Origin of the sequence: Amycolatopsis sp. cmx-11-12 (assembly GCF_046269425.1) — a bacterium.
Lineage (GTDB): Bacteria > Actinomycetota > Actinomycetes > Mycobacteriales > Pseudonocardiaceae > Amycolatopsis.
The window spans coordinates 109,889-122,516 of sequence record NZ_JADNQM010000010.1 but is presented as its reverse complement, the minus strand read 5'-3'; the positions used below and the strand labels follow the sequence as shown (position 1 = coordinate 122,516).

The 12,628-nt window shown below is 69.1% G+C and carries 5 protein-coding genes; 2 read left to right on the top strand and 3 right to left on the bottom strand.

Going from position 1 to position 12,628, the window contains the following annotated elements:
• Nucleotides 1-65: 65 nt before the first annotated feature.
• Together ACLARN_RS16335 and glyA are read right to left on the bottom strand one after the other, a co-directional pair.
• Nucleotides 66-971 carry a TauD/TfdA family dioxygenase gene (locus ACLARN_RS16335; protein WP_409492248.1) on the bottom strand — a complete coding sequence of 302 codons (906 nt, stop codon included), beginning with the start codon at nucleotides 969-971 and terminating at the stop codon, nucleotides 66-68.
• A complete protein-coding gene (glyA, locus tag ACLARN_RS16330) occupies nucleotides 968-2,332 on the bottom strand; it encodes a serine hydroxymethyltransferase (RefSeq protein WP_409492247.1) in 1,365 nt (454 codons plus the stop codon). The genes ACLARN_RS16335 and glyA overlap by 4 nt, the downstream gene beginning before the upstream one ends.
• 137 nt (nucleotides 2,333-2,469) lie before the next feature.
• On the opposite strand from glyA, the gene ACLARN_RS16325 reads away from it, so the two are divergent.
• Nucleotides 2,470-5,130, top strand: coding sequence for a condensation domain-containing protein (locus ACLARN_RS16325; RefSeq protein ID WP_409492246.1), 2,661 nt, complete (start codon nucleotides 2,470-2,472; stop codon nucleotides 5,128-5,130).
• Nucleotides 5,131-5,171: 41 nt separating this feature from the next.
• Here ACLARN_RS16325 and ACLARN_RS16320 read toward each other — a convergent pair whose 3' ends face one another.
• Nucleotides 5,172-6,668 carry an aldehyde dehydrogenase family protein gene (locus ACLARN_RS16320; RefSeq protein ID WP_409492245.1) on the bottom strand — a complete coding sequence of 499 codons (1,497 nt, stop codon included), beginning with the start codon at nucleotides 6,666-6,668 and terminating at the stop codon, nucleotides 5,172-5,174.
• 154 nt (nucleotides 6,669-6,822) lie between these two features.
• Between ACLARN_RS16320 and ACLARN_RS16315 the strand changes: the two genes are divergently transcribed.
• On the top strand, nucleotides 6,823-12,546 hold the full coding sequence (locus ACLARN_RS16315) for an amino acid adenylation domain-containing protein (RefSeq protein ID WP_409492244.1): 5,724 nt from the start codon (nucleotides 6,823-6,825) through the stop codon (nucleotides 12,544-12,546).
• Nucleotides 12,547-12,628: the final 82 nt, after the last annotated feature.

The following is a 12,628-nucleotide window of genomic DNA, read 5'->3' as shown; positions in this document are numbered from 1 at the left end:
TGTCGCATTGGAGACGCTCAGCGACACCAATGCGACATTGGGGACAGCCAACCGCGCGGACGGTCTCAGCCCATCGCGACAAGGATCTCCCGCGGCGGCGCATAGGGTTCGCGACCGCGAGCCGTGAGCATGTTGTCCATCAGCAGGACATCCTCGGCACGCCAGCGCACCGGCACCGCGTGCGTCGCGTAGGCCTTGTTGATCGTGTCGATCACGTCCCTGCCGATGACCCCACCGTCGCCGAAGTAGGTGTCGAAGGGCAGCCCGTCTTCCCCGAAGGCCTCGGTCAGCACCTCGCGTTCGACTTCCGGCAGGCTCCACTGATTGAGGAACGAGATCTGGTTGAACCAGCATTCCTCGCCGGTGCGCGGATGCGTCCACACCGCGGCTCTCCGCTGGCTCGTGTGCAGCGTGCCGTCGGGTTGCCAGGCCATGGTGATGTCGTTGGCCCGGCAGTACTGTTCGGCTTCGCTCCGGGTGTCCGCCTGCAACACTTCCTGCCAGGACAACCCGATATGAGGACGGTAGACCCGCTTGAGCAACCAGCCCTCGGTCCGGAAGCGCTCGACCAGCCCGCCGGGGAGGGCACGCAGTACCGTCCGCGCGCCACCGATCGTCGTGGCACCTCCCGAAGACGGCGGCGTCACGCATCCGAGCATGAGCGTCTCCGGGAACGTGCGCCGGTAGCTTTGCTCGGGATGCAGGCACAGCTCCTGGCTGTCGGGCCACTCCGCCGACGAGTAGATGCCTGGAGCGAGCACGGTCCGCGGCGCGAACGGCTCGGCGGGCGACAGTCGACCGGGCAGCAGGACGTCTCGGATGCGGGCGAAGTCGCCGACGGTGCGCAACGGCAGGCCTCGCAGGAGTATGGCGCCTCGCGTGTGGAGGACGCGCTGGATCTCCGCACGGGCGTCGGCCAGTCCGGTGAAAGTCGTTCGGTGCAGCGGAATTTCGCCGGGCGGGGAGGTCACAGCCCGGCCACTTCCGGCTGGGCGACCGGGTAGGCCCGCAAGGGAAATCGCGCGCACAGGCGGGTCACGGCGGTGGATGCCTCCGTCCGCACCTGTGGGTCCATTGTGTACTGCCGGATATCGGACGGCCGTACGTGGCGCAGTACCAGGTCGATGAGTTCCGCGCACTGCCGCGCCTCGTCGGGTCCCATGCCGCGCCAGGCCGCACTGTTCGTGCCGATCCGCAGTCCGCTGGTGACCAGCGCGGGCGTGGTGTCACCGGGGACCCGGTTCTTGTTCACCACGATGTCGCACTCCTCGAGTGCGCGTTCGGCGACCAGTCCGCTCATCCCCAGCCGGGTGAGATCGACGAGCACGATGTGGTTGTCTGTGCCGCCGGTCACCACGTCGTGTCCCAGTTCGAGCAGCCGCTGCGCGAGTACCTCGGCGAGGTGCGCGACCCGCCGGATGAGGCTGCCGAACTCCGGCCGGGTGACCAGATCGAGGGCACGTGCCTTGGCCGCGATGGCGTTGAGCATCGGCGCGCCCTGTGAGAACGGGAAAACCGCGCGTTGCAGGAAGGTGGCCAGGGTTCCCTTGCCGGAAGGCGCGGGCAGATCAGCGGACTGTCCACAGAGGATCAGCCCACCACGAGGGCCGTACAGTTGCTTGTGGGTGCACGTGGTGGTGACATGCGCGTGGTCGATCGGGCTGGGATGCAGCCCGGTGGCGACCATGCCCGCCGTATGCGAGATGTCCGCGAGCAGGTAGGCCCCCACTTCGTCGGCGATCCGCCGGAATCGGCGGAAGTCGATCCTCCTGGGATATGCCGTCGCGCCGCAGATGATCACTTTGGGCCGATGCTTCGCGGCGAGCCGGGCGACCTCTTCGTAGTCGATGGCGCCGAACGCGTCCAGTCCATAGCCGACGGCGTTGAAGTAGTCCCCGGCGAGTGCCGCGGGACTGCCGTGTGTGAGGTGGCCACCCTGCTCCAGGGTCATCCCCAGCAGGGTCTCTCCCGGTGACATGATCGACGACAGCACGGTGTAGTTCGCGGTCGTGGCCGAATGGGGCTGGACGTTGGCGTAACGCGCGCCGAAAGCCTTGCGGGCCCGGTCGATGGCGAGCCGTTCGATCTCGTCGACCCCGGCGCAACCCGCGTGATAGCGGCGCCCGGGATACCCTTCCGCGGTCACGTTCACCGCCACGGAAGCCTGGCTGGCCAGCACGGACGGGTGCACCACACTGGACGAAGCGACGAGTGACAGCGTACGGGTCTGCCGCCGCAGCTCACCGGTCAAGGCCGTGTGCAGATCCGGGTCGTCGGCGGCCAATTCGTCGCTTCCGTGATTCAGCAACTCGCGCAACGGGTCCCTTGTCATTCGATCCTCCCGGCTTCGCCTTGGAAGACCGGACGTTAAGGGGCCTCAGTGACACCGTGGTTACGCGCCGGGCGTGTAACCGTTCGCTAACCGGGATTCCCTACTGTCGAAGACAATCCGGACGGGTAGGGGAGTACATGTCGACATCTGCCGAGGGACTCAACCGGTTGCCTGCCGAGCGGCGAGCCACTCTGCTCCGGCATCTGCGGAGCAGAGCGGAACACAGTGGACGTATCGTCCGCCTGGACGGCCTTGGCCCGCCGGTCCCGTCACACCAGCAGCGCCAATTGTGGCTCGCGGACCGGCTGGGCGACGGCACCAGGCGGAACAACGTGGGACTGGCGCTCAGCTTGCGTGGTCCACTCGACGTCGATGCGCTCCGGCGTGCGTTGCAGTCGTTGCTGGTGCGTCACGACGTGTTGCGCACGGCGTTCGTGGAGGTCGACGGCGAACTGGCACTGGAGCCACCGGGGAATCCGGACCTGCCGCTGCCCGTACTGGATCTCCGCGACAGGCCGGGCACACTCGCCCGGGTCTGCCGTGACCTGGCCGGGGCCGACCTGGATCTGAGTGATCCGCTGGGTGTCTGGGTGACGCTGATCCGGATCGCGCCGCGGGAGCACTGCCTGATGTGGGTCGTGCACCATGCCCGGTGGGATCCGGTGTCGAGCGACATCCTGATGCGTGACCTCGTCGAGCTATACCGGGAAGCGACCGGTGTGCCGGGAGCCGGACCGCCGCCGCTGCCGGTGCGATACTCCGATTTCGCGGTGTGGCAACAACGGCGTTTGACCGGTGACCGGCTGGCCGAACTGACCGAGTACTGGAGTGGCCTGCGTGGCGCCGCGTGGTGTGAGCTGCCGGTCGACACGCCGCGACGTCAGGTCCGGCCAGGCGCCGGCGCGAGCGTGGCCGCCCAGCTCGACGGCGACACCGCCGCCGCTATGCGTGCTCTGGTCGAACGAACCGATACCACCACGTTCATGGTGACACTGGCCGCTTTCGTCGCCGTGCTGAACCGGATGACCGGTGTGACGGACGTCGTGCTCGGTACCGCCAGCGTGAGCAGGCCAGGACAGGACCTCGACGGTGTGATCGGGTGTTTCGTGAACATGTTGGTCCTGCGTGCCGACGCGACCGGCGACCCGGTGTTCCTCGATTTGCTCGACCGGGTCCGCGCGAGCAGCACGGCCGCCTTCAACCATCACGAGCTGCCGTTCGAGCAGGTGCTGGAAATCGTGCAACCGCCGCACGACGGGGTACGGCCACCGATCTTCGGTATCGAGTTCACCGCGGTGCGAGCCGGTCGTCAGCAGACGGGCCGAGCCGGGGACCTGACCGTGGAAGTGTCGCTTGTCCACGACGGCGCGGCGAAGTTCGACTTGAGCATGATGGTGACCGAGTACGCCGACCGGGTCGTCATCGAAGTGGAGTACGACAGTGGCCTCTATCGTCGAGAGACGGTCGAGCGCCTGGTACTGAGGTTCCAACGCGCCCTGGCGGCCGCGGTCCGCGACCCCGGCTTGCGGATCTCCGGGCTGCCGCTGATGGACGACGCCGAGATCGAACGGCTTCCCGGTCCCGTACCAGGAGTGCATGGGTCCACTGTGGATGTGAGGTTCGCCGCGGTGGCACGCGAGAACGCCGGTCGTCCGGCCGTGGTTGGCGAGACCGCGACCCGGGATTTCGGCTGGCTCGACACCGGTTCCATCGCGGTGGCGAACCTGGTGTGTTCTCTGGGGATCGGGCGAGGGGACGTGGTGGCCGTCGCGTCCGGACGCGACGAGTGGTTCGCCGTGGCGATGCTCGGCGTGCTTCGGTGCGGCGCGGCCGTGGCGCCGGTCGGTGACGAGCGGGCCGTCGACGGTGCCGTCCTGCTCCTGCGAACCCCGACGGCGCAAGGCATTCCGTCCGGCGACACCGTGGTGGAGCTGGACGATCACGTGCTGTCGGACTACGCCATCGGCACACCCCGCGTAGCCGTGGATCCGGACGATCCGGCACTGGTGGTCGCGGGAACGGTTCGATCCCACGCCGAGATCGGGCTCGCGGTGGACAGCCTCGCGGCGACCCTGACGGTGGACAGCGCCGACAGGGTGCTGCCTGGCAAGTCCACTGTGGACATGCTGACCGCCTTGCTGAACGGTGCGGCCGTGGTGCTGTGCGAGCCCTCACCGCTGGTGCTGCGCGAGCGGCGAGTCACCGTGGCCTTCCTGGACTCCGTACCGCCGAGGGATCTGCCGGACCTGCGAGCGGTGATGGTGCCGGCGTCGGCCGCGATCGACGACCGGCCGGGACTGGTGACCCGGATCGACCTCGACGGCATGCCGGTGCTTCTCGGCAAGCCGTGGGCTCTATCGCCAGTCCCGAACCGCCATGTGGTGCTTCGGGACGCGCAGCGAAACCTGGTGCCCACTGGAGCTGTCGGCCACATCTGGGTCGATGGCGTCCGGTTGCCCTCCCCGGACGACGAGGACCTGAGTGGGCACTGGTCGGCAGACGGATCCCTGGTACTCGAGGGAATCACGCGACTCGATCCGTCTAAAGAGGACAATGGTGCCGACGATCTCGCCGAGGAGATCGCACTGCGTCTGACCGGCATGCCGGATCTGCCGCGGCTGGGTGTCGACGACGATTTCTTCGGCTCCGGCGGCACGTCCCGCCAGGTGATCCAAGTGGTCGCCGCGATCAAGCAGCACTACGGCGTCAAAGTGAACCTGGCCGAGTTCTTCGAGCAGCCGACGGTTCGCGCCCTGGCCCGGATCGTGTACGCCGGCGGCAAACAGGCCAAGGCATGACCCGGCGGTACGGGCTCTGACCGCCGGGCCGGGCGTACGGATCAGCTGGTGCCGATCCGTACGCCTCCGCCATCGGCCGGGGCGAACTGGATCGCCTTGGTCTCACAGACCGCGTCGAACCCCCAGCGGCCGAGTTCCCGGCCGTTGCCGGATTGCTTGTAGCCACCGAACGGGGCGAGGACGTTGAACGGTGCGCCGTTGATGTCCACCCGGCCGGTCCGCAGCCTGCTCGCGACCGCGACGGCGTGCTCGGTGTCGGCCGACCACACCGCGCCGTGCAACCCGTAGTCCGTGCTGTCGGCGATCCGTACCGCGTCGTCGATGTCGTCGTAGGCCATCACGGACACCACCGGGCCGAAGATCTCCGTGCGGGCGGCGGGCATGTCCGGGTGGACGTCCGCGAGAACGGTGGGCCGCACGTAGTAGCCGGGACCGTCCACCGCCGTGCCGCCGGTGCGGACCGACGCACCCGCCGCCGCGGCGCGCCCGACCGAGTCCAGTATCCGGTCGCGGGCGGCGGCCGTGATCACCGGGCCGAGCCGGGTGCCCGGAGCCCAGGGGTCGCCCACCGCGAGGGCATCGGCGGTCTCGACGGCGAGGGAGATCGCCTCGTCGTACCGGTCCCGGGGGACCAGGAGGCGGCTCCACGCCAGGCACGCCTGCCCGGAATTGAACATCGCCTGGTCGACCGAGGACACCACGGCGGTGTGGAAGTCCGCTTCCGGCAACACGATCGAGGCGTTCTTGCCGCCGAGTTCCAGGCTGACCCTGGCGATGCGCGGCGCCGCGGCCGCGGCCACCGCGGCACCCGCGCGGACCGATCCGGTCAGCGAGATCGCGGCGACGCCGGGATGCGCGGCGAGCGCCGCGCCCGCGGTCGGGCCGTCACCGCACACCAGGTTCACCACGCCAGGAGGCAGATCGCAGTCGGCGAGCACCTCGAGAAGCAGGTACGTGTTGAGGGGAGCCAGCTCACTCGGTTTGAACACCAGGGTGCAGCCGGCCGCCAGCGCGGGAACGAGCTTCTGCATCGTCATGACGACCGGCACGTTCCACGGCGTGATGCAGCCGACCACGCCGATGGGTTCCTGTCGTACCAACGAATCCCCCACGGTGACCTGCCACGGGTAGGACTCCGCCTGCGCCAGGGAAGCGTGCAGTACGCCCAGTCCCACCTCGACCTGTACGTTGCGGGCCACGGTCCTGGGCATGCCGGTCTCGGCGGTGAGCACGTCGGCGAGTTCGTCCACCCGGCTCGTCAGCCGTTCGCCGAACTCCCGCACGTATTCCAGGCGGCGTCGCAACGGAGTGGCCGCCCAGGCGGGGAACGCGCGTGCCGCGGCGGCCACCGCCAGGTCCACATCGGACTCGCCCGCCAGTGGGACGGTCGTCAGCGCGCGTTCGGTCGCCGGATCGAGCACCGTGGTGACGCGCTCGGACCTGGGTGTCGACCAGGCACCGTCGATCCAGTGACCTGGCGGGGTTCGGTGACAGTGGGCGGGCAGCGGATGGTCGGTGCCCAGTTCGTACGCGGTCATGGCGGCTCCTTGTCCGGGCCGTTGGGGTATCCGGGGGAGAACATAGGTGGCGGCGGTTAGCGCGCGGTTACCTGCCGATTGTCGCGTAACTGGTTGCTAACCAAGGGTTTCTAACCTCGCCGGGAGTCTTGCCCGCGCGTTGGAAGGGTGTCACATGAATCAGGAACAGCGTCTCGCCCAGCGAGTTCCGGTTCCACCGCGGACCCGGCCGAAGGTCGACGGCGGACGGCTGCCCGACGGGGTGAACGACGCGCCGCTGGTGCTCGACCTGCCAGTGGACCGGCTCCGTCTTCCCACCCGGTCGCCGCGTCCGGTGACCTGCCCGGTGGCGGGAACCGGCGAGGAAGCCGAGTGGGCCGCGTACTTCCTCACGTTCCTGCACCGGTACACCGGGGCGACCGAACTGGTCGTCGCCACGCCGGGACCCAGGATCGGTGTTTTCACCGTGCGACCGGACGAATCGATGGCAGGCCTGATCGCCAGGACTTCCGATGCGCTGGCCGGGCTGCGGGAGACCGCGTCGATCCCGGCGGCGGACCTGCTCGCCGGGCGGGCACCGGACATCGCCTCAGGGCACCTGCCCGCCGCGCACGCGAGCTTTGGCGACACGGACCTGCTCGACTTCGCCGACATCGGCCTGCGCATCACCGGCGGTGAGGCCGTCCTGGTCGCCGACGGCAACCTATGGGATCGCCCGAGCGTCGAACGGATGGCCGGTCACCTGGCGATGATCGCGGCCGCGGAACCGGGGCTGCCCGTGTCGGCCGTCCCCCTGCTGGACGCGGCCGAACGGAACCGGGTGCTGGTGGAGTGGAACGACACCGCCGGTGACTGGGATCCGGCGGTCGGCTACCTCGACTTGTTCGCCGATCAGGTGACGGCGACACCGTTCGCGCCCGCCGTGGTCTCGGCCGGGCAGGTCTACACCTATGCCGAACTGGACGTGCGAAGCAACCGGATCGCTCGTCGGCTGCGCCGCCTCGGCGCGGGCCCGGGAGTCCACATCGGACTGTTCTGTTCCCGGAGCGCCGACTACGTGGTGGCCGTGCTCGCGATTCTCAAGAGCGGTGCAGCGGCCGCCGTGCTCGACCCGATCAATCCGGACCATCGGCTCGAATTCATGGCGGCCGACGCGGACGTGCCGTTCGTGCTGACCTCCGAGCATCTGCTCAATCGGGTGCCTGATGGTGTTCCCGCCCATGTCGTGAACTCGGCGGAGTTCGACGACGAACCCGCGGACGCGCTCCCGGTGACGGCGACCGCCGACACCGTCAGCCACCTGATCTACACCTCGGGATCGAGCGGTGAGCCGAAGGCGGTGCGGGAGCGGCACGGTGCGCTGGCCAACCTGGTGCACTGGACTCGCCGGGCCTACGAGGTGTCCGCGGGCGACCGGGCGTCGTGGGTCTCGACGCCGGGATTCGCCGTGCAGGTGATGGAATGGATGCCCTACCTCGCGCTCGGCGCGGCGGTGCACATCGCGGACGAGGACATCGCGATGTCCGCCGATCGGCTCAAGGACTGGATTGTCGCCGAGGAGATCACCCACGCCATGCTCGTGGCCGTACTGGCCGAACGGGCGTGGCAGCTGGACTGGTCGCCCGCGAGCAAACTGCGGATCATGGTCACCACGGCCGAACGTGTGCACAGCTGGCCACCCGCGGACAAGGGCTTCACCGTCGTGATGACCTATGGGTGCACGGAAGCCACGAATGTGTTGTCCTGCCTCGATCTCGGCGCGGATGTCGACGCGACCACGCGTGCCACCCCCGAGGACGTCCGGCTGACCAGGCAGGTTCCGGTCGGCAGGCCGATCGCCAACCAGCGGGTGTACGTGCTCGATCCCTCGGGAGAGCCCGTGCCGGTCGGTGTGGTCGGCCGGTTGCACGTCACGGGGGCCGGACTGTCGGGCGGGTACCACAACCGCCCGGAGCTGACCGAGCGCTCGTTCCGGCCCAGCCATCTGCCCGAGGACCCCGGCGTCACCTTCTACGACACCGGGGACCTGGCCCGGTATCGCGCCGACGGCGTGATCGAACTGCTGGGCCGGTCGGACGACCAGGTCAAGATCAGGGGGTTCCGGGTCGAACTCGGCGAGGTGGAGGCCGTGCTGGCGGCGCTGCCCGCGGTGGCCGACGTCGCCGTGGTGGCGGCGGAGGACACGGGAACCGGCAGGCACCTCGTGGCCTACGTCGTGGGCGCCGACGGCTCCGAACTGTCCGCGGAATCCTTGCGCGGCGCGGTGGCGGAGCGGTTGCCGACCTACATGACACCCTCGGTGTTCGTCCTGCTGGACCACCTGCCCCGGTTGCCCGCGGGCAAACTCGACTTGCGGGCACTCCCCGCGGTCGACGGGCGGGAGCACTTGCGCACCGAGTACGCGGAGCCACGCACCGACATCGAGCGCGGCCTGATCTCGTTGTGGTGTGACACATTGCGGCTCCCGCGGGTCGGTGTGCACGACGGCTTCTTCGATCTGGGCGGCCACTCCCTGCTGGCGATGCAGCTGATCGAAGGCGTCCGCCGGGAGTTCGGCATCCAGCTGCGGCTGTCCGACATCCACCGCGTCCCCACCGTCGCCGGGATGGCCGAGCTGATCGTGAACGGGCATGGCGATCGGCATGTCGACATCCAGCAGGTCCGGCCGGACCCGGCGGCGCGCCACGAACCGTTCCCGCTGAACGACAGCCAGCAGGCGCTGTGGGTCGGCCGTGGTGACGCGGTCGAACTGGGCAACGTCGGCTGCCACGGATACTTCGAATGGCAGGGCGACCTGGACGTGGCGCGGTTCGAGACGGCTTGGCGACTGGTGGTCGAACGCCATGCCGCACTGCGCACGGTGGTCGGCCGCGATGGCACGCAACGGGTGCTGGCCGAACCGCCGGAGTACCGCATCCCGGTCGCGGACCTGCGCGGCGCCGGTGACGAGGAGAGTCAGCGGCGGCTGATGGAGATCCGCGACGAGATGTCGCATCTGGTGATCCCGGACGACCAGTGGCCGTTGTTCGATCTCCGGCTGTCCCGGCTCGACACACCGGAGGGGCCGCGCGTCCGCATCCACCTGAGCCTCGACATGCTGATCGTCGACGCGTGGAGCTACTTCCAGGTGCTGGTACCCGACCTTGTCCAGTTCTACGAGGATCCGTCGGGCGAGCTCGAACCGCTCGAATTGACGTTCCGCGACTACGTCATCGGCTCGGAAGGCATGCTCGAGTCGACCGAAATCTATCGGCGGTCCCGCCAGTACTGGCTGGACCGGCTGGCCGATCTGCCACCCGCGCCGCAACTGCCGGTCCTGCCGGGGCGCCGGGCAGACGGGGAAATCCGTTTCGACCGCTGTGACCACCGGATCGACAAGGCGGGCTGGGACCGGCTCAAACAGCAGGCGACCCGGCACGGGGTCACCCCGTCCGGCCTGCTCACGGCGGTGTTCGCGGAAGTGCTGCGGGTGTGGAGCGGGCAGGACCGGTTCACGATCAACTTCCCGCTGTTCAACCGGCTTCCGGTGCACCCACAGGTCAATTCCCTGATCGGGGACACCACGACCACCCTGCTGCTGGCGGTGGAGAAGTCCGACGGGACCTTCGCCGAGCGAGCGGCGTCCTTGCAGAACAGGCTCTGGACCGACCTGGAGCACCGCTACTTCAGTGGCGTGCGGGTGTTGCGTGAGCTGGCCAAGGCACGGAGCTCGGTGGTCGCGGCCATGCCGATCGTGCTGACCAGTCTGGTGGGGCATCCGCCGCGGCGGTTCGCCACCGCGCTGGGTGAAGCGATCTACTCCATCTCCCAGACCCCGCAGGTCTCGGTGGACTTCCAGGTGTTCGAGATCGAAGGCGCCCTGCAGTTCAACTGGGACTACCTCGACGGGCTGTTCCCGGACGGCATGGTGCAGGACATGTTCGACGCCTACTGCGGGCTGATGCACGCGTTGGCCGACGACGACGCCTGGCGGACCGAACGCTTCGACCTGATCCCGCCGGACCACCGGCGGCTGCTGTCCGAGGTCAACCGGACCGAGACCGCTGTTCCGGACGTCTCACTGCTGGACCTGTTCGACGACCAGGTCCGGCTCCGGCCCGACGAGCCCGCCGTGATCAGCGCCCGCCGGGTCCTGACGTTCGCCGAGCTGCGCTCGACGGCCAACCGGATCGGGCGATCGCTCAGGCGACGTGGTGCGCGCCCGAACAGTCTCGTGGCAGTCGTGATGGAGAAGGGCTGGGAACAGTACGCCGCGGTCTACGGCGTGCTCACGGCCGGCGCCGCCTACCTGCCCGTCGATCCGCGGGTCCCGGTGGCCCGGTTGCACCACCTGCTCGCCGACGGGCAGGTCGGGACAGTGCTCACCCAGTCGTGGCTCGCGGATTCGGTGACCTGGCCCGAGTACGTCACCGTGCTGACCATCGACGACTTCGACGGGATCGGCGACTCGGCACTCGAACCCGTCCAGACGCCGACCGATCTCGCGTACGTCATCTACACGTCCGGTTCCACCGGGGCACCGAAAGGCGCGATGGTGGACCACCGGGCCGTGGTCAACCACGTGCTGGACGTCAACCGCCGGTTCGGTATCCGGGCGGGCGACCGCGCGCTGGCCACCGCGGCGCTGAACTTCGACATGTCGGTGTACGACGTGTTCGGCATCCTCGCCGCGGGCGGCGCGGCGGTCGTCCCTCAGCCGGACGCGAGTCCCGACCCGGATCAGTGGATCAGCCTGGTCGCCACGCATTCGGTGACCTTCTGGGCGGCGGTGCCCGCGCTGATGGACCTGGTGGTGTCCCGCGCGGAGGCGGTGCCCGGCACGACCCTCGCCCCGCTTCGGACGGTCGTGCTCGCGGGGGACTGGATCCCGCTCACGCTGCCCGGCAGGCTGCGCGCGCTGGCGCCCGGCGTGTCACCGATCAGCTGCGGCGGCCCGACCGAGACCACGAACTGGTCGATCGCGTACCCGATCGGCGAGATCTCGCAGGACTGGACGAGCATCCCCTACGGCAAACCGATGGCCAACCACCGGTATCTCATCCTGGACCAGCATCGCCGGGAATGCCCGCTCTGGGTGGCGGGGGAGATGTACGTGGTCAGCGAAGTCGGTCTGGCACAAGGATACTGGCGCGACGAGGACCGCACCGCGGCCGCGTTCGTCCGGTTGCCGGATTCCGGCGAACGCGCGTACGCCACCGGTGATCTGGGCCGGTACCTGCCCGACGGCACCGTCGAGATCCTCGGCAGGGTCGACTTCCAGGTCAAGGTCCAGGGACACCGGATCGAACTCGGCGAGGTCGAGGCCGCGCTGCGGCGGCATCCCGCCGTGGCGCAGGTCGCCGTCGTCGCGATCGGCGAGCACGCGGAACGCCGCCTCGCCGCGCACATCGTGCCGACGGAGGCGGGGGCCGTGGACGCGGGCGAGTTGCGACGACACGCCGGCTCCGCGCTGGCCGCGTCAGCGGTACCGGCCGTCTACCACTTTCACGCCGAACTTCCCTTGTCCCGAAACGGGAAAGTCGATCGCGCCGCACTCGCCGACATCCAGCCGGCGGTGTCGTCCACCCGCCTCGACCCGGCGGCCGCGCCCACCCCGGTCGAACGGCTCGTCGCCGACCTGTGGGGGGAAGTGCTCGGCGTGCCCGAGGTGGGGCCGGGCGACCGGTTCTTCGACCTCGGCGGCAATTCCATGCTGGCCGCCACCATCGCGCAACGGCTCGGCGAACTGTTCGACGTGGACGTGCCGCTGCGCACCATCTTCACCCTGCCCACACCCGCGGACGTCGCCGCCGAACTGGTGTCGCATCCGGACCACGGCGCCGAGGTCACGGCGGTGGCGCAGCTCCTGCAAGACCTGAGCGAGGACACGGGAAGCGGTCTGGCGGCGGACCCCACCTGATGCCCTGCGCCTGTCGCAGGCGTGACTCACGTGATTGCTGAGGGGCGTGCCTGGTCGTGAGTGGCGTTTCGAGTTTTGACCC

Coding starts and splice junctions, on each gene's coding strand:
- ACLARN_RS16320 (WP_409492245.1), bottom strand. CDS start 6,668: ATGACCGCGTACGAACTGGGCACCGACCATCCGCTGCCCGCCCACTGT.
- glyA (WP_409492247.1), bottom strand. CDS start 2,332: ATGACAAGGGACCCGTTGCGCGAGTTGCTGAATCACGGAAGCGACGAA.
- ACLARN_RS16325 (WP_409492246.1), top strand. CDS start 2,470: ATGTCGACATCTGCCGAGGGACTCAACCGGTTGCCTGCCGAGCGGCGA.
- ACLARN_RS16315 (WP_409492244.1), top strand. CDS start 6,823: ATGAATCAGGAACAGCGTCTCGCCCAGCGAGTTCCGGTTCCACCGCGG.